This window comes from Streptomyces sp. NBC_00224 (assembly GCF_041435195.1).
Lineage (GTDB): Bacteria > Actinomycetota > Actinomycetes > Streptomycetales > Streptomycetaceae > Streptomyces.
This window is the reverse complement of the sequence record NZ_CP108106.1, coordinates 7,935,466-7,956,952: the sequence shown is the minus strand read 5'-3', so window position 1 is coordinate 7,956,952 and position 21,487 is coordinate 7,935,466. Positions and strand designations below refer to the sequence as shown.

Genomic DNA, 21,487 nt, shown 5'->3' with positions numbered 1-21,487 from the left:
CCTTTTCACGCCAAGGTGATGTTGTCGGTCAGCAAGGGGGGACATGTCCAGTTATCCATCCCGGCCGGACCGGCGCGCCGAGAAGAGGCGCCGCCGCAACGCGTCGGCCGTCACGGCCTATCGGCGTGCGGCCCGGGGCTGCGGCCCGCTGGCCAACCCGCGCCGGGAGGTGGGGTTCCTCTCCGTGCTGGACACACGTGACCGGATCTCGCTCACGGCACTGGTCACCGCGACCGCCCTGGCCGACCTCGTCTTCATCGGCTGGCTGCTCCTGCCCGAGCATGTGCCCGGCCCCGGCGTCACGGGCCTGGGCGGGTTCGGGTTGTGTCTGGCCCGGGTCGGGTTCTGCCTGGTCATCGCGGTCGAGGCGATCAAAGTCGTGCAGGCGGTGGCGATTTGGGTGTTCGCCTACCGGGCGCGGGACCCCATTCCCATGACCCCGCCGGGCAGGCTGCGGGTCGCCATGCTGACGACGATCGTGCCCTCCAAGGAGCCCCTCGCCGTCGTACAGCGGACACTGCGGGCCATGCTGGAAGTGGAGCGCTGGGACTGCGCGGTGGACGTGTGGATCCTGGACGAGGGCAACGACCCGACCGTACGGCAGATGGCCGCGCGCCTGGGCGTCCACCACTTCAGCCGCAAGGACCGGCCCGAGTACAACCGCCCGTCGGGCCCGTTCCGCGCCCGCACCAAGTCCGGGAACCACAACGCCTGGCGCGCCGAGCACGAGAACCGGTACGACGTGGTCGCCCAGATGGACCCGGACCACGTGCCGCTGCCGTGCTTCCTGGAGCGGACCCTGGGCTACTTCCACGACCCCGACACCGCGTTCGTGGTCGCCCCGCAGGTGTACGGGAACGCGTACGACAACTGGGTCGCGCACGGCGCCTCCGTACAGCAGTACCTGTTCAGCAGCATCGTCGAGCGGGGCGGCAACGGCCTGGACGCCCCCTTGCTCATCGGCACCAACCACCTCTACCGGGTGGCCGCCTGGCAGCAGATCGGCGGCTACCAGGACTCGATCATCGAGGACCATCTGACCAGCATGCGGGTGCACGGGACGCTCAACCCCGCCACCGGACAAGGCTGGAAGGGCGTCTACACCCCCGACGTGGTGGCCGTGGGCGAGGGGCCGACGACCTGGACCGACTACTTCAACCAGCAGAAGCGCTGGGCGTACGGCATCTGGGAGATCAAGCTCAACCCCAGGCTGAGGCAGGGCATCCGCCTCAGGCCCCGCCAGCGGCTGCTGTACGACCTCGTGCAGTTCTACTACCCGAGCATCGCGGTGAACCTGGCGCTCGGCACCCTCGCCACCGCCCTGTACATGCTGCTGGGGGTGTCGTCGATCCAACTACCTGGGCTGCCCTGGTTCCTGCTGTGGTCGGCGGGCATGGCCGGGTCGTTCGCGCTGTGGCTGTGGCTGCGCCGGTTCAACCTCGCCGAACACGAGAGGCGCGAGATCGGCATGGCGGGCATCCTGCTGACGCTGTTCGCCGGGCCCGTGTACATCGCCGCCGCGGTGAACGCCCTGCTGCGGCGCCCGCTCGCATACGTCGTCACCGCCAAGGGCGACCTGCGCAGCGCCGAGTCGCCGCGCACCTTCCGGCTGCATCTGATCTGGGCGCTGCTGGCCGGGGGCCTGTTTGTCGTCAGCTTCCTGCACCACCACGACTACACGGGCATGCGGATCTGGACGCTGCTGTGTCTGGCGGCCGGGTCGGCGCCGCCCCTGCTCGCACTGGCCGACGGTGTCTCCACGCGTCTGCGCACCGCGAGGGCCGACCCGTGAGGATCACCGCGCCACGGGTGCTCGCGCTGCTCTGCGCCGTCGTCCTGTGCTGGTACACCTTCCAGGTGGCCCCGGACCTCGCGGACCGAGGCCGCCGCGCGGCGGCCGCCCGCGCCGACGCCGTCCTGCCCCCGACGACCCGACTGCCGGGCGCCGGAAACAGCACACCTCACCCCGGAACACCCTTCCCCGCCCCCGGAAAGGCGTTCCTCGGCGTCTTCACCTCCCAGGGCACCCATGACTTCACGGAGGCCGCCGACTTCACCCGCCAGACCGGGCACCGGCCGCAGGTCTTCGAGTTCTCGGCCGACTGGGCGCACGACCGCTTCGACGCGGCGGCCATCGACCGGGTGGCCGAGCGGGGCATGCTGCCCATGGTCGCCTGGGAGCCGTGGGACCACGTCAAGGAGGCCAAGGAACCTAGACTGCGCGGCGAACAACCCGCGTACCGCCTGTCCCGGATCGCCCACGGCGACTTCGACGCGTACGTACGCTCATGGGCACGCGGCATCGCCTCCCTCGGCTACCCGGTGGCCATCCGCTTCGCCCATGAGATGAACGGCTACTGGTATCCCTGGTGCGAACAGTCCAACGGCAACAGCCGCGGGGAGTACGTGCAGGCGTGGCGCCACATCCACCAGGTCTTCGACGCGGCGGGCGCGCACAACGCGGTGTGGGTGTGGAGCCCCAACGTGAGCTACACCAACTCCACACCACTGACCCGCCTCTACCCCGGAGACGCGTACGTGGACTGGGTGGGTCTGTCCGGCTACTACGGCACCGTGGGCAAGGAGAACTACCAGTCCTTCGACGCCCTCTTCACCCCCACCCGCACCGAACTGCGCCGCTTCACCCGCAAGCCGCTGGTCATCACCGAGGTCGGCGCCACCGACGCGGCCGGACGCAAGGCCGAGTGGATCACCGGCATGTTCCGCTCGCTGCCCCGCCACCGCGACATCATCGGCGTCATCTGGTACCAGGCCGTGAAGGAGATCGACTGGCGCGTGGGCACCTCCCCCGCGTCCTCGACCGCCTTCACCACAGGCGCTTCGGCCGCCCGCTACCAGCAGCACTGGGGGCCGGGCACGACGCCACGGCTGCGCTGAACCCGGGCCGCCCAGAACCAGTCGTCGGCGGCCCGCTCCCCCACCGAGAACACCCAGCAGCGAGACGATGGGACATATAAGTGAGACGGAAAGCCATTCTGCGGCTCATTCGATCTCCCTAAGGTTGAGGACATCAAGCAGGGCACACCGAGTTGGGCGTCGAGTCGGGCGGCAACTCGTGTCGACTTAGGGAGAGTTACCGTGCGTGCAGTGATCCAGAAGTCCTTCGGCGGTCCCGAGGTTCTCAAGCTCGTGGAGGTCGAGCGGCCCAAGCCGCTGGGCGGCGAGCTCCTCGTCAAGGTGCACGCCAGCGCGGTCAACCCGGTGGACGTGGCCGTCAGGTCCGGTGCCTACCCGCTGCTCGGCGAGCCGCCGTTCGGCGTCGGCTGGGACATCTCCGGGGTGGTCGAGGAGGCCGGCCCCGGCGCCCGGTTCGAGGTGGGCGACGAGGTGTACGGGATGCCGTTCTTCCCCCGCGCCGCCAACGCGTACGCCGAGTACGTCCTGGTCCCGTCCCACCAGGTGGCCCGCAAGCCCGCCTCCGTCGACCACGTGCACGCCGCCGCCATCCCGCTCGCGGCGCTCACGGCCTGGCAGGGCCTGGTGCAGGCGGCGGGCGTCAAGGCGGGCGACCGGGTGCTGATCCACCGGGCGGCCGGCGGCGTCGGGCACTTCGCGGTGCAGATCGCCAAGGCGCGCGGCGCCCATGTGATCGCCCTGGCCAGTGCGGCCCGGCACGACTTCGTGCGCGGCCTCGGCGCCGACGAGGTCATCGACAACCGGACCACCGACGTCACCGAGGCCGTCAAGGACGCCGACATAGTCTTCGACTCCGCGGCCCAGGGCGACCTCTTGCTGGATTCGGTACGCCCCGGCGGCACCCTCGTCTCCATCCTGGAGCACGGCGACGCGGAGCTCGCCGCGCGCGTCGAGGCGGCCGGGCGGCGCTTCGCGGGCATCTCCGTCGAGCCGGACCACGCGGCCCTTGAGGCGATCGCCGAGCTGGTCGACGCGGGTGCGATCCGTCCGTACGTGGAGGAGACGTTCCCGCTGGAGGAGGCCGCCAAGGCGCACGAGCTCGTCGGCGCGGGACACGTCCAGGGCAAGATTGTCCTGACGGTCTGACCGACGGACCACCAGGGAGGGCGAGGCCGGATGGACATCCTCACTGAGGCGCTGGCCTCGATGCGCACGGGACACCCGACGTCCGTACGGACCAACGGCCGCGCCCCCTGGGGCCTGCGGCTGCCGGCGGTCGCGGGGGCCGGGTTCCATGTGGTGCTGTACGGGACGTGCTGGCTGGTCCCCCTGGAGGACTCACCACCGCACCTCAAACCGATCCCGCTGAACCCCGGCGACGTGGTCTTCCTGCGCGACGGGCGGGGCCACATCCTCGCCGACCACCCCTCCACCGTGGCGGTGGAGGCCAAGGCCGAGCAGTGCCGAGGGGGTGCGCCGCTCGGCTCGGTCACGGTCGGCGGCGAGGGCCCCGAGGCGAGTCTGCTGTGCGGCAACTACCACCTGGACCAGGGTCGCGCGCACCCCTTGGTGCACCAGTTGCCCGAGGTGATCCACCTCCAGACGCGGCACGGCCGCCACCCCGAACTGAGCGCCGCCGTCCAGCTCCTCGGCTCCGAGCTGGAGAACCCGCGCATCGGCTCGGACGGCATCGTGCCCACGCTGATCGACTCGCTGCTGCTCTACATCCTGCGGGCCTGGCTGGAGGAGCAGTCTCCGGCCGCGGCCCGGGGCTGGGCGGCGGCCCTGGGCGACTCGGCGGTGGCACCTGCCCTGTCGGCCATCCACGCGGACCCGTCGGCCCAGTGGACGGTCGAGTCGCTGGCCGAGCGGGCCGGGCTGTCCCGGGCCGCGTTCGCCCGGCGGTTCGCCGCGCTGGTGGGCGAGCCGCCGATGGCGTATCTGACGCGCTGGCGCATGACGACGGCCGCGCGGCTGCTGCGCGAGACCGACGCCCCGCTGACGTCCGTCGCGGCGCGCACCGGTTACGGCTCGGAGTTCGCCTTCGCCAAGGCCTTCAAGCGCGAGTACGGCCTGGCCCCCGGCGGCTACCGCCGCCAGACCAGGGCGGCCTGACCCGGACGCGTACGCTCACGCCGCCCACCCAACCACTCGGCCGTTACGAGTGGTTGGGTGGGCGGCCGCCGCGAACTCGCGCCCCTGTTCCCGTCGCCGAGGCGGTCCTCCCCGCCCCCTGGCATGGCGCGCGCCGCAGCGGGCAGGATGAGGCGGCCATGACACACCCGTCCGGTGTCGATCCGAAAGGGACCCGTCTCGTGCTCCGTAAGCCGTACGCCCTGCTCGCCGCTGCCGCCCTGCTGCCCCTCGGTGCCGCGACGCAGGCCGCAGCCGCCGCCCCGGCCGCCCCCGGGTCCGCGACCGCCTGCACCTATACGCCGGCCGTGCCCGCGGACAACTTCAAGGGGATACCGGTCTTCGACCCGGTGAAGGCCGCCAAGCCCTACAGCGCCACCCTGCGCACCGGCCAGGGCGCCATCACCTTCCAGGCGCTCACGGACAAGGCCCCGTGCACCACGTACTCCTTCAAGTTCCTCGCCCAGCGCGACTACTTCAACCGCTCGCACTGCCACCGGCTCACCACGGCCCGCATCTATGTGCTCCAGTGCGGCGACCCCACCGGCACCGGAAGCGGCGGCCCCGGCTACTCCTTCCCCGACGAGAACCTCACCGGCGCCACCTATCCGGCCGGTACGGTGGCGATGGCCAACGCCGGGCCGAACACCAACGGCAGCCAGTTCTTCTTCGTCTGGAAGGACACCAAACTCTCCCCGGCCTACACGCCGTTCGGGAAGGTCACGGCCGGTCTCGACGTGCTGCAGAAGATCGCCGCGGGCGGCGAGGACGACCAGAACGGGCCCGGTGACGGGTTCCCGACGCTGCCGGTGAACATCAAGCGCGTACAGATCAAGAACCGGTAGGAGGACGGGCGGAGGGCGCGGCCGGACACCGGGATGGCCCCGCCCTCCGCGGGCGGGGCCATCGTGGGGCGCTAGCGGGTCAGCAGGGTGTCCGCCACCCCCGCCGGGACCTGGGCGTAGCCCGCGGGCCGCGTGGTGAAGGTGCCCCGACCCTGGGTGCGGCCGCGCAGCCGGGACGCGTAGCCGAACAGCTCGGCCAGCGGCACGGTCGCGGTGACCACCGCGGTGCCCGCCCGGGCGACCGACCCCGAGACCCTGCCGCGCCGAGCCGCCAGGTCACCCAGGACCGCGCCCACCGCGCTGTCCGGCACCGTGACCGTGACCTCGATGACCGGCTCCAGAAGCGCCATGGTGCTCGTGCGCAGGGCCTCGCGCAGCGCGAAGCGGCCCGCCGTGCGGAACGCCATCTCCGAGGAGTCCTTGGCGTGGGTGGCGCCGTCGGTCAGCGTGACCCGCAGCCCGGTGACCGGGTGCCCGCCGAGGGGACCCTCGGCCAGCGCGTCCCGGCATCCGGCCTCGACCGCGCGCACATACTCCTGCGGCACCCGGCCACCCGTGACAGCCGAACGGAACACGAAGCCCTCCGCGTTGCCGCCGGTGGCTTCGGCGGCGTCGAGCGGCTCCACGTCGAGGACGACATGGGCGAACTGGCCCGCTCCTCCCTCCTGTTTGACATGCCGGTACAGCAGTGCGGACACCCCACGGGCAACCGTCTCGCGATAGGCGACCTGCGGCCGCCCGACGCTCAGCTCCAGGCCCTGGGCGCGGCGGATCTTCTCCACCGCGACCTCCAGATGCAGCTCGCCCATCCCGGACAGCACCGTCTGCCCGGTCTCGGCATCCGTTCGCACCGCCAACGAGGGGTCCTCCTCGACGAGTTGGGCCAGCGCCGAGGCCAGCCGGTCCGTGTCGAGGCTCCTGCAGGCCTCGACCGCCACCGACACGACCGGGGCCGCGACGGACGGCGGTTCGAAGACGACCGGTGCGTCCGGTGCGCACAAAGTTGCCCCGGCGCGGGCCGACTTGGGCCCGATCACGGCGACGATGTCCCCGGCGAGCGCCCGGTCCACCTCGGTGTTCCGATCCGCCTGTACGCGCAGGATCCGCCCGATGCGCTCGGTGCGCCCGGCCGTGGCGTCCAGCACGGTGTCTCCCTTCTCGATGGTTCCGGCGTACACACGCACATAGGTGAGGCGGCCGGTGGCGGTCGCGGTCACCTTGAAGACGAGCCCGGCGAAGGGCGCGGCCGGGTCGGCGGCCCGCTCCCGCACCTCCCCGCCCAGGGTGCCCCGTACGGCGGGCACGTCCAGCGGGGACGGAAGGTAGGCCACCGCGGCGTCGAGCAGCGGCTCGATCCCGCGGTTGCGGTACGCCGAGCCGCACAGCACCACGACGCCCTCGCCACCGCGCGTGAGGTCGCGCAGCGCCGCGGCCAAGGTGGCGTCCCGCAGCGCCGCACCGGCGCAGAACTCCTCCAGGGCGACCGGGTGGAGCTCCGCCACCGCCTCTTCGAGCAGTCGGCGCCGCCGCAGTGCCTCCTCGCGCAGGCCGTCGGGGACCGGGCCTTCCTGGTACGCCTCGCCGCCCGCGCCCCAGACGAGCGCGCGCATGCGCACCAGATCCACCACGCCGGTGAAGCCGTCCTCCCGACCGATCGGCAGCTGGACGACGAGCGGGACCGTGTGCAGCCGGTCCCGGATCGACGCGACCGCCGTGTCCAGGTCGGCACCGGCGCGGTCCAGCTTGTTCACGAACGCGATCCGGGGCACCTGGTGCCGGTCGGCCTGCCGCCACACCGACTCGCTCTGCGGCTCGACGCCCGCGACCGCGTCGAACACGGCGACGGCACCGTCGAGCACCCGCAGCGAGCGCTCCACCTCGTCGGAGAAGTCGACGTGGCCGGGTGTGTCGATGAGATTGATCCGGTGACCGTCCCAGTCGCAGCTGACGGCCGCGGCGAAGATGGTGATGCCGCGGTCGCGCTCCTGCGGGTCGAAGTCGGTGACGGTCGTGCCGTTGTGGACCTCACCCCGTTTGTGGGTGGCGCCGGTCGCGTACAGGATGCGTTCGGTGACGGTGGTCTTGCCCGCGTCCACGTGGGCGAGGATGCCGAGATTCCGTATGACGGTCAGCGGACGGGTGGGGTGGGGTCGGAGGTTGGTACGCACGGCCCGAGGCCTTTCAGGATGAAGCGAAAATGGGCAGCGCGATTCCCGGACGACACGATGGGTCTGGACCCAGGGAAGGGAAACCCCTGATGCGGCGGGAGAGTTGAGGACGCATCGGGGGCATGACCGGGCCGCCCGTACGTGGTTCACGGTGCGGGCAGCAGTCAGTAGTTCGTCGCGGGCATCCGGTGGCGGCCGCGCAGCCGTCACCGGGAGGGCGTGGACACCAGGATCACGTCGAACCGCGACGTGGGAACGGCGACAGCGGTGTACGCACGCATGCCGGGCTCCCCTCAACTGGTCGACTGGCGGCCCGGGTTCCCGTGGCCGCTGCGGTGTGAGTGTAGTGAGGTGGACCGGGTTGCCGACACCGGATTTTCCGAGGGTCGGAACACCCGCCGTGGCCCGACTTCGCCGTACACCTACATGGGTTCAACTATGGCCATTGACGAACAGTCAGATCCACCGCGACTCTCTCGGCAGGGGCAGCCACCACAGCGCGACGACCACGCCGACGGGCCAACCCGTGCGGGCGCGGTGGCCTCCCACTCCCACGAAGACGGAGGACGGTTGGGATGAAGCAGCTCAAGCAGCCCAAGGCCGGGATGAAGAAGTTCAGGATCCGCAAGACCGGTCCGGTTCGGTTGACGAGCGGTACGTCCGTCTACGACTGGTGGTGCTGAGCACCAGGGCACGGCGTGTGCGGTCCGCCGACGCCGGGCCGCACACGCCCGTTTCCCCGAGGGGAGGGCCGTGGAAGGCGTCCGTGTCGCACTCCATCCGCTGACGTTCGTCGAGGAGGGCGAGGACGTCGTCATCGGCCGCTCCGACATCGACTCCTTCGCGGTGTTCCCCGCCGACGCCGCCGCCGTGGTCGGCTGGCTGCGCGACGGCGCCACGCTCGCCGACGCCGCGCGCCGGTACACCGCCGCGTACGGCGAGGAAGCCGACATCGAGGACCTCGTCGACACCCTCGACGAGCTGCGGTTCATCCGCCGGGACGACGAGACCGGGCCGCCACCGGACACCCCGCGGAACGTGCCGCTCCAGCGCCTGGGCACCGCCGTCTTCTCCGCACCCGCCTGGGGCCTGTACGCCGTGCTCACCGCAGCGGCCGTCGCGGTGGCCGTGCGCCACCCCCAACTGCGCCCCGGCCCGTCGAAGGTGTTCTTCACACCGTCACTGCTTCTGGTCGAACTCGCCTCGTTCCTGGGCCAGTTCCCCGGCATCGCGCTGCACGAGTCCTTCCATGTGCTGGCGGGACGGCGGCTCGGGCTGCCCAGCCGGCTCAGCCTGGGGCGCCGGCTGTACTTCGTGGTGTTCCAGACCACCCTGGTCGGGCTGATGGGGGTACCGAGGCGCAAGCGCGTCCTGCCCGTCCTGGCGGGGCTCGTCGCCGACGCCCTGGTCGCCTCGGTGCTCACCCTGGCGGCGGAGGCCGACCTGCTGGTGCACGGCGAGGTGACGGTGTGGGGCGGTCTCGCCCTCGCGCTCGCGTTCGGCGCGCTGATGCGGATGGCCTGGCAGTGCCTGTTCTTCCTGGAGACGGATCTGCACCATCTGTTCGCCCACACCCTGGCCCTGCCCGACCTCCAGGAGCTCGCGCGCGCGTATCTGCGCGAGCGGACCGCGTGGCTCCGCCGCCGTCGCCGCGCCGCCACGGCAGCGGTGTCCGCCCGGGCCACGGACCGCGAACTGGCCGTGCTGCGCTGGTACGTTCCGCTCCTCCTCGTCGGCAGCGTGCTGCTCTGCGTCCTCGCGGCGACGGCCGCTGTGCCCGTCCTGGTCGGCTTCACGACCCGCTTCCACACGGCACTGTCCTCCGGCTCGCCGGACCACGGTTTCTGGGACGCGGCGGTCGCCGCGCTGATCATGTTCACGCAGTTCGGTGTGGCCGCGTGGATCGCGGTACGGGACCGGCTGCGCCGGGCCGCCGCCGCGAGGACCGCCCTGCCACCCGGGAAGACCGGCCATCGGGCCGGATGACCGCCCCCATCGGCTCAGAAGGAGAAACGGCGTGCGTGAGGCGACGGCACACCTGTGGATCACCGGCCCGACCCGGGCCGCGCGGGAGGCGGCGGCCGCCGCACTGGCCTCCCCGGACCTGGTGAGCGTGGACTGCCACCGAGGGCTGCGCGGCCCGTACACCGGCGCGGGCGAGCTCATGCGGCTGCTGGTGCCGCGCACCCACGAGCGGGGCCCGCTGCCCGGCGGCACCCGGCTCTCGATCCTGGCGGCCGCACCCGAACTCTCCGTCCTGCTCGGGGCGCCGGAGCCCACCCTCACCTCCGCGGCCCCGCCCGGCGAGCGCACCCGCTGGTACGGCCACGAGCGGACCCGGCGCATCGCCAACGGCCTGGTGGACCACCTCGCGTCCCACCCCGGCCGCCCGCTCACCCTCGTCTTCCACGACGTCCACGAGGCCGACGAAACGGACGCGGAGTTCCTCGCCGTCGCGCTGCGCCGACTTGACCCCGCGCGCGTACGGATCGTGGTGTGCTCCGACGAGGACACACCACTCGCCCCCGCGACGGCCGCCGAGCTGCGCCGCCTCGCCGGGCACCGCTCGGCCCCGGCCGTGCCCGACACGTACACCGGAGAGTTCGTCGGCGCCGACGGAACGGGCGAACCCGACGACGTCCACCGCCAGTTGGACCCCGCCGCCCGTACCAAACTCCACGAAAGCCGCGCCGACGAGCTGGAGGCGTCCCCCGTGTGGTCGTGGCGGCTGGGCGCCATCCCGTACCACCGGGCACGCGGCAGCTCACCCGACGCGGGGCGCACGGCCTGTGAATCCGCCGTCGAATACTGCCTGGGCATGGGGTACTACACCGCCGCCCTGGAGCTGAACGCGCAGCTGGACGATCTCCTCGGCCCGGACGCGCCCTGGCCCGCCCGCTACCGCCAACTGCGCCGGCGGGGTCTGTGCCTGGCGCTCCTGGACCGCCCGGCCGAGGCGGAGGCCGTGTACTACGACGTGCTCGCGCGCACCACCGACCCCAAGGTGCACACCACCGTCAGCTACGCGCTCTCCGTCCTCTTCACCCGGCTCTACGACGCTCCCCGCAAGGACCACGTCCGGGCACTGGCCCACGTCAACACCGCCATCGCGTTCATCGACCAGCTCCCCGACGCCGAGGACCGCGCCTTCCACACGGCCTTCATGCACAACGGGAAGGCGCTCGTCACCATGCACCTCGGTGAGCTGCCCGAGGCACTGCGCCTGGTGGACACCGCCCTCGCGGCGGTCGAGGACGGCCTGCCGCCCGGCCGCCACCACCTGCACAAGTCGGTCCTGCACCACAACCGCGCCCAGCTGCTGGCCCGCCTCGGCCGGGGCGAGGAGGCCCTTGAGGAGTACGAGCGGATCGTCGGCCAGGACCCGAACCACCCCGAGTACCGTTTCGACCGGGCCGTCCTCCACCACCAACAGGGGCGTTTCAAGGCGGCGTTGGCGGACTACGCGGAGGTGGAGCGGATCAGTCCGCCCTTCGCCGAGCTGCACTACAACCGGGGCGACCTCTACAGCGCGGCGGGCGGGGGCGACGCCGCGGCCGAGTTCGCGCGGGCCCTGGAGCTGGAGCCGACCCGTACCGACGCGCGGATCGCCCTCGCCGAGCTGTGGCTGGACGACGACCGCGCCTCCGAGGCCGCCGAACTGGCCCGCGAGGGGCTCGCCCTCTCCCCCGACGATCCACTGCTGCACTGCGTCCACGGGACGGCCCTGCTCGCCCTGGGCACGGCCGACGCGGCACTTCACAGCCTGGACCGGGCCCTCGCTCTGGACCCCTCGACGGCCGGGGCGCACGCCAACCGCGCCTCCGCCCACCTCGCCCTCGGCCACCACGAGGAGGCGCTGCGCGACCTGACGACGGCGCTCGCGCTCTCCCCCGAGGACCCCGACCTCCTCCACAACCGCGGATACGTCCACGAGAGCGCCGGGCGATGGGCGCGGGCCCTCGACGACTACACCCGCGCCCTGGAGCTGCCCGGCGCCGACCGCGAGGCCCTGGAGGAGCGCCGGGCCGAGTGCCGGGAGCGGGTGTCAGGCGAGGGGTGACGGCGGGGCCGCGGCGGGATACGGATAGGACTGGAAGTCGGCGTCCTGCCGCTCGATCCCCCTGGGCAGCCAGTACGCCGCCTGCTCGACGACCGTACGGGGCGGCAGCGGGGGGTTGGGCGACTGCGTCGAAGGTTTGGCGATGCTCTGGAGCGCCCAGGCGAAGCCCACCAGCGGACCGATCTCCTCCCATCGCCGCCGGTCGATCCCGAGCAGCGCCATCGCGCGGGCATACACGTGCCAGGCGTGGTAGCCGGCCTCCCCGTTCATGGTGTGCACGGAGAGCGCCGGCTCCGGGCGGCGCGGGTCGTACAGGGTTCCCTGGCCGAAGCCGGCGAAGGCGGTGACGAGCCGGGGGTCGCGGCGCCGGTAGAACCGGTCGACGACATCGAGCTGGACCTTCGAGAGCAGGCGTAACTGCTCGGCGATCGGCGCCACCCAGTCACGGAAGGTGCCCGGGTAGCCGGGCTGGTGGTATCTGGTGGACCAGGCCGCGATGACCGGCGCCTCAAGACCGCCCGCGTACGTTCTGATGGCCGTGTAGGCGTCGTCCAGCTCCTGCGAGCGGTGGAAGAGCGTCGTGTCGTCGAGGACGTACCAGAACTCGTTGGCGAGGCGGTCGCCCCGCATCCCGGGGACCGGCGGCAGATGCCCGCCGTGCCCGCCCCGGCCTCCGGTGTCCCGCCCGGCGGCGTGCGCACCGCCGATGCCGCCGATCCCGGCCCCTGCCACCACGGTCGCGGCGAGCGCCGCCCGCAACGTCTGCCGCCGCCCGATGCGTTGGATTGCCATGGTTCCCCCTCTTGGTCGCTGGTTCGCCCACGCTAGGCGCGCGCACCGCCGCACCGCCAGGGACGCGGTGGGACGGGTGTGCCGGTCCGCTCAGCGGAACACCGCTTGGTGCTCACAGACACGGGTGCGACGCTCAAGTGCGGCCGGGGGAACGGTCGTTGGCGCTGGGAAGTCCGGGCAGCCGGGCGTCCGAGCGCGCTCGTATCCGGGGGAGGAATCAACCGATGAAGACAGCTACGTCATCGTCCGACGGGCAGATCGTCGAGGGGGATGCCGGCGCGGTGCTGCTGACAGCCGCCGGGCAGGTCGGCGTCCACGAGGGGCGCGATCACGGCCACTGGAACAACATCCAGCGCTACAGCGACGAGGTCCCGGGGCTCAAGTGGTCGCAGGGACAGGCCTGGTGTGCCACCTTCGTCTCCTGGGTGGCCATGCGGGCCGGGTCCGCGAGCCTGTTCCCGCGCACCGCGTCGTGCGCGACGGGGGTCGCCTGGTTCCGTGAGCGCGGCCGCTTCTCGGAGTATCCGGCGGTGGGCGCCCAGGTGTTCTACGGCCCCGGCGGCTCCGAGCACACGGGCGTGGTCGAGCGGTACGACGACACACACATCTACACCGTCGAGGGCAACACCAACGTGAACGGCTCCTCCGAGGGCGACGGTGTGTACCGGCGCGTACGGGAGCGCAGGTCGATCCGGGTGTACGGATACGGATACCCGGACTACCCCGGCGGCATCGACTCCGCCGACCCGTCCTGGCCGCCGCCCGCCCCCGTGCCGCACCCCGACGGCCTGGAGCCGTTCCCCGGTGCCCAGTGGTTCCACACCGCGCCGCGGAGCCCGGTCGTCACCGCGATGGGCCGCAGGCTGGTGGCCGAGGGTGCGGCGGTGTACGAGGACGGCCCGGGCCCGCGGTGGACCGACGCCGACCGCAGGTCGTACGCGAACTTCCAGCGGAAGATCGGCTACCGGGGCAGCGACGCCGACGGCTGGCCGGGCCCGGTGTCCTGGACGAAACTGCGCGTGCCCCGTACGTAACACTGCCGGGGTGCGGCGGGTGGGGTGCCTGATCGCGGCTTCAGTCCGCCGACTCCCGCAGACGCAGGCCGCGTTGGAGCCGGCTGGTGAGCCGGCGGAGGAACCGATGGCGCTCGCGGCGTTCGCGGGAGTGCCGGTCGAGCTCCTCCACCAGGCGCTGCGACCGCTTCTCCACATCGAGTTCGTCCAGGATCCGGTCGACCTCCGCGAGCAGCGCGCCGTGCAGCTGCCACTGCCGGGGGTCGCGCCGGACCTGGGCGAGCAGCAGCAGGGCGACGCGGTCGCGGCTCGCGCGGGCGGCCGCCAGCTCGGCTGCGAAGCGGTTCTCGGCCTCCTCGGCGTTGGCCCTGACCTGCGTGGTGATCAGTACGGCGAAGCTCTCCACGGCCTGGGCGAGGTGTTCGAAGACGTCCCGCAGGGCGATCCCCGTCTCCGGCTCGAAGAGGTGCTCCTGGGTGCGTTCCTTCGCGAGGTCGGTGACCGAGCGGCACACCACCCGCAGTACCACCGCCGAGATCTCCAGGGCGTCGAGTCCGGTGCGCAGCACGATGCGCGACAGCAGCCCCTCCTTGACCCGGGGGTTGAACCGCAGGCTGTCCTCGGCCTGCCGCAGTGAGGCGTCCACCTGCACGATGTCGTGGTCGAGCCGGCGGGCCTCGTGAAGCCGGGCCGCCGCCCGCGCGACCGGAGTGTGGCCGCCGACCTCCTCCGCCAGGTCGAGGAGGAGCCTCCGCATCCGTGCGGCGAGCTCCACGATGGCCTCGCCCGCGGACTCCACCCACACCGGCGGCACGAGCAGCACGTTGAACAGCATGCCGACGCCCGCGCCGATCAGCGTCTCCAGTACGCGGTCCCACGCGGTCGCCGAGACCCGGGTCACCCCGAGCACCAGCATCGCGCTGATCGCGACCTCCGGGACGAACTCCCCGGCCTTGACGAAGCGTCCGACCACCAGCGCGGCCAGGATGATCAGCCCCAGGCTCCACCAGGTCAGACCCACGAGCGCGCTGAATCCGATGGCCAGCAGCACACCCGCCACCACGGAGTTCACCCGTCGCACTCCGGTGATCAGCGTGGTGTAGAGGGTGACCTGGACGACGAGCAGGGCCGTCAGCGGGGCGGTGAGCGGCGCGGGTTCGCTGCTCAGCTGGAGCGCGACCACGTACGAGATGACGGCGGCGGCCGTGGAGCGCAGTGTCTGCACCACCGCGGGTTCCCGGCGGCGCCGCGCCAGATGGATGAGGGGATCAGTGAACTCGGGCACCTCCCGCACCTTCCCTCGCGGCGGCTTCCCCTCCACTGATGTCCAGCGACCCGCCGCTTCCACGGCACGGCGCGCCGAATCACCCGACCAGCCGTTCCTCCCCGGCGGCCGGGAGCAGGGCCAGCCGGTCGGCCGCGTCCGTGCCGGGCGGCGGGGTGAGCAGGACGAGCCGCTGGTTGCCCTCCGGGGCGAGGAGCACCTGGCAGTCGAGGTCGACGGGGCCGATCACCGGGTGCAGCACACGCATCCGGCTGTGGCGGCGCACGGCGACCTCGTGCAGCTCCCACAGGGCGGCGAACTCCTCGCCGGTGCCGCGCAGCCGCTCCACGAGCCGGGTCGCGGCCGGGTCCCCGGCCCGGCGGCCCACGGCGGCCCGCAGGTCCGCGACGTGGACCCGGCTGTAGTGCGCGTGCTCCTCGGCCGGGTACGCGTCCCGCGCCGCCGGGTCGGCGAACCAGCGCCAGACCACGTTGCGCCCGTGTTCGGAGACCGTGCACACCCCGCCGAGCAGGGAGCGGGCCAGGTCGTTCTGGGCCAGCACGTCGCCGAGGTCGCTGAGGACCTGGGCCGCGGTGCCGGGGAGGCGGTCGAGCAGGTGCAGCAGGCTCGCGCCGACCTGGTCGTCCCTGCTGCGCGCGGCGGGCGGGCGGTGCCCGGCCAGGAGGTGGAGGTGGTCGCGCTCGTCGTCGCTCAGCCGCAGGGCGCGGGCGAGCGCGGCGAGTATCTGGGGCGAGGGCTGCGGTCCGCGAGCCTGTTCCAGGCGGGTGTAGTAGTCGGTCGACATGCCCGCGAGCCGGGCCACCTCCTCACGCCGCAGTCCCGGGGTGCGGCGCCGGGAACCCTCGGCGAGCCCCGCGTCCCCGGGGCTCACCCGCTCACGCGAACGGCGGAGGAAGTCGGCGAGTTCACGGCGGTCGATCGTCATGTGGATCATCTTGCCGGATGCCCCCCGCGCCCCAGCCAGGGACTCCCGGTCCCCGGGTCCCGGCGGGCTCTCCCACCCCTCGCGTCACGGCGGCAGTGTGGGCACAGCCGGAGCGAACGCCCCCGGCAGCCACACACCAAGGAGAAACCCATGTCCACCGCCCCTGTCCTCGCTCCCGCCACTTCCACGACCGTGACCGTCGCCGGAGCGCGGGTCCACTACGAGCGCGCCGGTTCGGGCCCCGCCCTGGTCCTCGTCCACGGCACCGGCTCGGGCGGCGCCGCGGTGAACTGGGGCCGGACAGCGCCCCGTTTCACCGCCGACCACACGGTCATCACGCCCGACCTCTCCGGCGCCGAACGCACCACGGACGACGGTGCGCCACTGACCGTCGAAGGACTGGCCGCGCAGGTCATCGCCGTCATCGAGGACGCTGCCGTCGGCCCGGTCGACCTGCTCGGCTTCTCCATGGGCGCCCCGGTCTCCGCCGCCGTCGCCGCCCTGCGCCCCGACCTCGTACGCCGTCTGGTCCTGGTCGCGGGCTGGGCCCACACCGACGGCGACGAGTACCTGCGCAACCTGTTCGCCCTGTGGGGGCAGCTCGGCACGTCCGACCCGGCCGCCTTCGGCCGCGCCATCGCCATGACGGGCTTCAGCCGGGGCTTCCTCAACGCCATCGGGCGCGAGCAGGTCGAGCTCCTCATCCCCAACATGCCGCCCACTCCCGGCACCCTGCGCCACGTCGACCTCGACACCCGGATCGACATCCGCCACCACCTCCCGCACATCCGGGCCAGGACCCTGGTCATCGGCTGCGCCCAGGACATCACCATCCCGGTCGAGAACAGCCGCGCCCTGCACACCGCGATCGCGGACAGCACGTACGCGGAAATCGACGCGGGCCATGTGGCGTTCTTCGAGAAGGAGGACGAATTCGTGGAGCTGGTCCACGAGTTCACCCTCGCCCCGTGACGCCGGCATCCGGCGGGAGGACGTCGTGGCAGAGCGCGGCCGCCGCCGCGAAGGGGCTTGCGCCGGGGGCCGGGCGGAGCCGTGAATCGCGGTCGCCACGGCACCGGGTGCGTAGCATGCGGGCCATGCCTCAGCTTCAGCGCCTACGCCTCGACCACGCTCCGGCACTCCTTGAGTTCGAGCGGCAGAACCGCGCCTACTTCGCCGCATCGGTTCCCGACCGGGGCGACGACTACTTCGCCCACTTCGACGCACGCCACGACGAGTTGCTGGCAGAGCAGGCGGCGGGGCTGCACTTCTTCCACCTGCTGGTGGGCAGCGGCGGCGAGGTGCTGGGGCGGGTCAACCTGGTCGACGTGGCGGACGGTTCGGCCGACCTCGGCTACCGCATCGCCGAGCGCGCCGCCGGGCGCGGACTGGCCACGGCGGGCGTCCGCGAAGCCTGCGCCCTGGCCGCCGCGGAGTACGGCCTGACCGGGCTGCGGGCCGCGACGACCCTCGACAACGCCGCCTCGCGAGCCGTACTGGCCCGTACCGGATTCACCCCCTGCGGGGAGACCGAGCTGGACGGCCGCCCGGGCCTCCGCTTCGAGCGGAACCTGGACGGCGAGGAGGGACGGCAGCGCCCGTGAGCACCCCGCGCGCCATCGAGCCGGGCCCACTGGACCTGGACGATCCAGCCCCTCGGCAGGTCTGGTACACCTCGTACGGCTCGAACATGTTCCTGGACCGGCTCGCCTGTTATCTCGCCGGCGGACGCCCGGCCGGCGGAACCCGCGTCTACCCGGGCTGCCGGGACCGCAGCCTGCCGACCGCGTCGATCCCCGTGGAGCTCCCGGGCGTCATGTACTTCGCCACCCGGTCGCCGGTCTGGGGCGGCGGCCGGGCCTTCTACGACCCGGACGCCGAAGGCCGGGTCCTGGCGCGGGCCCACCTCGTGTCGGCCTCCCAGTTCGCCGACATCGCCGCGCAGGAGATGTACCGGGAGCCGGGCACCGACCTCGATCTGAGCGAGGTGCTGTCCCGAGGAAGGATGGCGTTCGGTGACGGCCGCTACGAAACCCTCGTCTGCGCGGGGCAGGTGGACGGCCTTCCCCTGCTGACGTTCACGGCGCCGTGGAGGGTGGATGCCGTCCCGTCGACGGCGCCGTCCGCCCCGTACGTACGCCATCTGGTCTCGGGTCTGCTGGAGGCGGGAGCGTGGGACGCCGACGCGGTCGCCGCGTATGTCGCGTCCCGCCCCGGGGCGCACCCGCACTGGTCCGAACAGTCCGTACGGGAGCTGCTGGCGGGGTAGGGCGCCCCCACGGCGCCGGGGCTACTAGCGTCCGCGGGGCTTGCCGCGCTTGGCGCCGCCCTTCGAACCGCCCTTTGAACCGCCGGAGCCGGAACCGGTCCGCTGGTTCTTCCCGGCCGGCTTGCCCGCGGCCGGCTTGCGCCCTGCGGCGGACGCGTCGGGCCGCTTGGCCTTCGGCTCGGCCTTGGCCGGGGTCTGGGCGCGGCCACGGGAGCTGTTGACGGTCCGGCCGCGGACGATCCCGATGAAGTCCTCCACCAGGTCGGTGGTCCGGTCCTCCGGCCACGACAGGGCGACACGCGACTCGGGGGTACCGGTGAGCGGCCGGTAGGTGAGGTCCTTGCGGTGGTGCAGCCGGGCCAGCGACTGCGGGACGACGAGCAGGCCGATGCCCGCCGCCACCAGCTCGACGGCGTCCGCCGTCGTGGCGGGGCGCTCCAGCGCGGGCTGTCCCGGCGGACGCTCCCAGTCGAGGGTGTCGTCGAGGGGGTGCAGCACGATCTCGTCGGCCAGGTCCTCGGCGGACACCTCCTCGACCGCCGCGACCACGTGGTCCTTCGGGACCACGACCACGGTCGTCTCGGTGTACAGCGGGATGGCGCTGAGGTCCGTACGGTCGACCGGCAGCCGTACGAAACCGGCGTCGGCGTCGCCGCCGCGCAGCACGTCGAACGCCTCGGCGTCCGTGACCGCGACCAGGGTCAGCGGGATGTCGGGCAGCCGCTCGTTCCAGATCCGCACCCACTTGGTGGGTGTCACGCCCGGAACGTAGGCGAGCCGGAACGAGGGGGTTGCTTCCGAGCCTGTCACCCCGCCAGGTTACCGGTGATGGTCGGAGGTGGCGCACACGCTCGATACTCTTGACACCATGACGTCGCACCAGACCACCCAGACCATGAAGCCCGCGACTGCGGCCAAGAAGCTGGGTGTGTACCTTGAGGCCACCCCCGCAGAGTTCCAGGAGGGTGTCGTCTCGCGCACCGAGCTGAACGCCCTCCAGGCCGACCCGCCCGAGTGGCTCCAGGAGCTGCGCCGCAACGGCCCGCACCCCCGGCCGGTGGTCGCGGCGAAGCTGGGCGTCTCCATCGCGGGCCTGGCCCGCGGCGGCGTGACGGACGCGCTCACCACCGAGCAGATCGACGCCCTGAAGCAGGACAACCCGGAGTGGCTCCAGAAGGAGCGCTCCACCCAGGCCGAGGTGCGCAAGGAAGCGGTCCGCATCAAGGAGAAGAACGCCCAGAGCGCCGAGGAGTCCAAGGACAAGCGCTCCTGAGCTCCACCACGAGCATCGCCGTCCGGACCCGGGTCCCGGGTCGTGGACGCTGCCGGTGATCTTCGCCACCACGAAGATCACCGGCATTTCCTTGTGCCCTGCGGCAGGCCCCGACGCGTCAGGCCGAGGCGAGACCCTGCTCCAGCTGTGCGAGTTCCTCCCCGTCCACCACGATCCCGAACTCCTCCGCGAGCACCCGCCCCAGCTCGGCCGGTTCGATCTTGCGCTCGACGGCGGAGCCGTCCGGGCCGTACGTGGTCCAGGTGACCGCGTCCAGCCGGTGGCACTGGGTGGCGCTGAACTTCTGGGTGAACAGCCGGGTGGTGAAGGGCGAGCGGCTGTGGGTGCTCACGAAGTGGCTGCCCACCGCGTAGTCGATGGGGTACTGCGGCAGCAGGGTGAAGGTGTGCCGGTCGATCCAGCCGTTCTCGCCGTACTGGTGCAGCCACCACTCGTCGATGCCGAGCACGCCCGCCCTGCGCTCCATGCGGTACTGCCAGCCGTCGAGATCCACCTCGACGCCGTCGGCGATCTCGATGGGCGCCAGCGGCCCGCTGCCGAATCCCACGTCGCACAGCCACAGCCGGTCGTCGTCGGCCAGACGCACCGCGATGAGCGCGTGGGTGGCGGGGAGGACCTTGGTGTTGCCCAGCGTCACGCGCCCGATGAGGCCGGTGAACTCGAAGCCCAGGCGTTCCAGCGCACTGGCGAACAGCACGACGTGCTCGTAGCAGTAGCCGCCCCGGCCGCCCCGCACGAGTCTGTCCTGAACCGTCTCGATGTCCAGCGCGACCAGCTTGCCCAGCACGGCGTTGGCGTTCTCGAACGGGATCGAGGTCACATGCGCCCGCTGCAGCCCGCGCAGTACCTCCAGCGTCGGCGTGCGCTCCCCCTCGTACCCGATACGGGCCAGGTAGGCGTCCAGGTCCAACCGGTCGCCGGACCAGCCGCGCCCGTCGTTCCGTGCCTCAGTCATGGCTCACCCTCCTCCGGACCCCGCGCCGGTGTACCCGTACGCCGTGGGTCAACGCCTCGTCGGCTTCACGACGATCATTCTTTACGACGTCGACCCTATGCCGCGTGACGTGAGGGAACCTCTGTTCAAAGGTGGTGCTGAGCTCACCTTTTGGTCCTAGGACCAGAGGTGCAGGACGCCCGGTCCCGGACACCCGGCGCGCACCGGCGCATGTGATTCCCCGTGCACTAGGTTGGCACCCGTGACCACGGTGACGAGTTCCGATCTCCTCGTAGACGCGTTCGGCAGAATCCGCGAAACGGTCGCGGAGGCCGTCGAAGGCCTGAGCACCGAGGAGTTGGCGTTCCGCGTCGACGGCTCGGCCAACTCCATCGCCTGGCTGGTCTGGCATCTGACCAGGATCCAGGACGACCACATCGCGGATGCGGCCGGACTCGAACAGGTGTGGACCGGACAGGGGTGGGCGCGGCGGTTCGGGCTGCCGCTGGCGCAGACGGACACGGGTTACGGCCACACCTCCGCCGACGTCGCCTCGGTCAGCGCCTCCGCCGAGCGCTGACCGGCTATCACGACGCCGTCCACGCGCAGACCGTCGCCTATCTCGCGGGGCTCGACGGCGACGCGCTCGCCCGGGTCGTCGACACGTCGTGGGACCCGCCGGTCACCCTGGCGGTCCGGCTCATCAGCGTCGTCTCGGACGACCTCCAGCACGCCGGCCAGGCCGCGTTCGTACGGGGCGTGCTGTCCCGCCGCTGACCCACCACCCTTCAGCCGGGCGCTAAATCAGTTGGCAATCGCTCATCGGTCCCGTGGACTTGCGCGCATGAGTGATCCCGGCCGGTCCCGTCCCCCTGGCCCCATACGTGACGGG

The 21,487-nt window shown here is 72.2% G+C and carries 18 protein-coding genes and 1 pseudogene; 13 read left to right on the top strand and 6 right to left on the bottom strand.

The features are described from left to right. Nucleotides 1-43 precede the first annotated feature (43 nt). The 5 genes from OG965_RS35560 (at nucleotide 44) to OG965_RS35540 (ending at nucleotide 5,855) form a co-directional block, all read left to right on the top strand. Nucleotides 44-1,792: a glycosyltransferase family 2 protein gene (locus tag OG965_RS35560; RefSeq protein WP_371656181.1), complete on the top strand. Its 1,749-nt coding sequence runs from the start codon at nucleotides 44-46 to the stop codon at nucleotides 1,790-1,792. Further along, nucleotides 1,789-2,898: a glycoside hydrolase family 26 protein gene (locus OG965_RS35555; protein WP_371656180.1), complete on the top strand. Its 1,110-nt coding sequence runs from the start codon at nucleotides 1,789-1,791 to the stop codon at nucleotides 2,896-2,898. Before OG965_RS35560 ends, OG965_RS35555 begins: the two co-directional genes overlap by 4 nt. 201 nt (nucleotides 2,899-3,099) lie before the next feature. Next, nucleotides 3,100-4,023 (top strand): NADP-dependent oxidoreductase, encoded by a 924-nt coding sequence (locus tag OG965_RS35550; RefSeq protein WP_371656179.1) that lies wholly within the window; start codon nucleotides 3,100-3,102, stop codon nucleotides 4,021-4,023. 30 nt (nucleotides 4,024-4,053) lie between these two features. Further along, nucleotides 4,054-4,992, top strand: coding sequence for an AraC family transcriptional regulator (locus OG965_RS35545; protein ID WP_371656178.1), 939 nt, complete (start codon nucleotides 4,054-4,056; stop codon nucleotides 4,990-4,992). 200 nt (nucleotides 4,993-5,192) lie between these two features. Beyond that, the gene (locus OG965_RS35540; protein WP_371656177.1) at nucleotides 5,193-5,855 is read left to right on the top strand and encodes a peptidylprolyl isomerase; all 663 of its coding nucleotides are present in this window, start codon (nucleotides 5,193-5,195) and stop codon (nucleotides 5,853-5,855) included. A 71-nt stretch (nucleotides 5,856-5,926) separates the two neighbouring features. Here OG965_RS35540 and fusA read toward each other — a convergent pair whose 3' ends face one another. Further along, a complete protein-coding gene (fusA, locus tag OG965_RS35535) occupies nucleotides 5,927-8,023 on the bottom strand; it encodes an elongation factor G (protein ID WP_371656176.1) in 2,097 nt (698 codons plus the stop codon). 753 nt (nucleotides 8,024-8,776) lie between these two features. Here fusA and OG965_RS35530 point away from each other — a divergent pair. Further along, nucleotides 8,777-10,009: a hypothetical protein gene (locus OG965_RS35530; RefSeq protein ID WP_371656175.1), complete on the top strand. Its 1,233-nt coding sequence runs from the start codon at nucleotides 8,777-8,779 to the stop codon at nucleotides 10,007-10,009. A 31-nt stretch (nucleotides 10,010-10,040) separates the two neighbouring features. After that, nucleotides 10,041-12,083, top strand: coding sequence for a tetratricopeptide repeat protein (locus OG965_RS35525; protein WP_371656174.1), 2,043 nt, complete (start codon nucleotides 10,041-10,043; stop codon nucleotides 12,081-12,083). Here the strand turns inward: OG965_RS35525 and OG965_RS35520 are convergent. Beyond that, a complete protein-coding gene (locus OG965_RS35520) occupies nucleotides 12,069-12,875 on the bottom strand; it encodes a hypothetical protein (RefSeq protein WP_371656173.1) in 807 nt (268 codons plus the stop codon). The genes OG965_RS35525 and OG965_RS35520 overlap by 15 nt on opposite strands. 224 nt (nucleotides 12,876-13,099) lie before the next feature. Here OG965_RS35520 and OG965_RS35515 point away from each other — a divergent pair, with 224 nt between their 5' ends. Beyond that, the gene (locus OG965_RS35515; protein ID WP_371656172.1) at nucleotides 13,100-13,909 is read left to right on the top strand and encodes a peptidoglycan-binding protein; all 810 of its coding nucleotides are present in this window, start codon (nucleotides 13,100-13,102) and stop codon (nucleotides 13,907-13,909) included. Nucleotides 13,910-13,949: 40 nt separating this feature from the next. Here OG965_RS35515 and OG965_RS35510 read toward each other — a convergent pair whose 3' ends face one another. Further along, nucleotides 13,950-15,173: an aromatic acid exporter family protein gene (locus OG965_RS35510; protein ID WP_371656171.1), complete on the bottom strand. Its 1,224-nt coding sequence runs from the start codon at nucleotides 15,171-15,173 to the stop codon at nucleotides 13,950-13,952. Nucleotides 15,174-15,252: 79 nt separating this feature from the next. Then, nucleotides 15,253-16,107: a helix-turn-helix transcriptional regulator gene (locus OG965_RS35505; RefSeq protein ID WP_371656170.1), complete on the bottom strand. Its 855-nt coding sequence runs from the start codon at nucleotides 16,105-16,107 to the stop codon at nucleotides 15,253-15,255. 141 nt (nucleotides 16,108-16,248) lie between these two features. Here OG965_RS35505 and OG965_RS35500 point away from each other — a divergent pair, with 141 nt between their 5' ends. From OG965_RS35500 to OG965_RS35490, 3 genes are all read left to right on the top strand, one after another. After that, nucleotides 16,249-17,070 carry an alpha/beta fold hydrolase gene (locus tag OG965_RS35500; protein WP_371656169.1) on the top strand — a complete coding sequence of 274 codons (822 nt, stop codon included), beginning with the start codon at nucleotides 16,249-16,251 and terminating at the stop codon, nucleotides 17,068-17,070. Nucleotides 17,071-17,195: 125 nt separating this feature from the next. After that, entirely contained in the window at nucleotides 17,196-17,702 is a 507-nt protein-coding gene (locus OG965_RS35495; protein WP_371656168.1) for a GNAT family N-acetyltransferase, read from the top strand. Beyond that, nucleotides 17,699-18,367 carry a histone deacetylase gene (locus OG965_RS35490; RefSeq protein ID WP_371656167.1) on the top strand — a complete coding sequence of 223 codons (669 nt, stop codon included), beginning with the start codon at nucleotides 17,699-17,701 and terminating at the stop codon, nucleotides 18,365-18,367. The genes OG965_RS35495 and OG965_RS35490 overlap by 4 nt, the downstream gene beginning before the upstream one ends. Nucleotides 18,368-18,391: 24 nt before the next feature. On the opposite strand, the gene OG965_RS35485 is transcribed toward OG965_RS35490, so the two are convergent. Further along, nucleotides 18,392-19,177, bottom strand: a complete 786-nt coding sequence (locus OG965_RS35485; RefSeq protein WP_371656166.1) for a LysR family transcriptional regulator substrate-binding protein — start codon at nucleotides 19,175-19,177, stop codon at nucleotides 18,392-18,394. A gap of 58 nt (nucleotides 19,178-19,235) precedes the next feature. On the opposite strand from OG965_RS35485, the gene OG965_RS35480 reads away from it, so the two are divergent. Continuing rightward, nucleotides 19,236-19,640, top strand: a complete 405-nt coding sequence (locus tag OG965_RS35480) for a DUF5997 family protein (RefSeq protein WP_371656165.1) — start codon at nucleotides 19,236-19,238, stop codon at nucleotides 19,638-19,640. 118 nt (nucleotides 19,641-19,758) lie between these two features. Here OG965_RS35480 and OG965_RS35475 read toward each other — a convergent pair whose 3' ends face one another. Then, on the bottom strand, nucleotides 19,759-20,616 hold the full coding sequence (locus tag OG965_RS35475) for an arylamine N-acetyltransferase (RefSeq protein ID WP_371656164.1): 858 nt from the start codon (nucleotides 20,614-20,616) through the stop codon (nucleotides 19,759-19,761). 250 nt (nucleotides 20,617-20,866) lie between these two features. Here OG965_RS35475 and OG965_RS35470 point away from each other — a divergent pair. Beyond that, a pseudogene (locus OG965_RS35470) lies at nucleotides 20,867-21,372 on the top strand (DUF664 domain-containing protein). The last annotated feature ends 115 nt before the right edge of the window (nucleotides 21,373-21,487 follow it).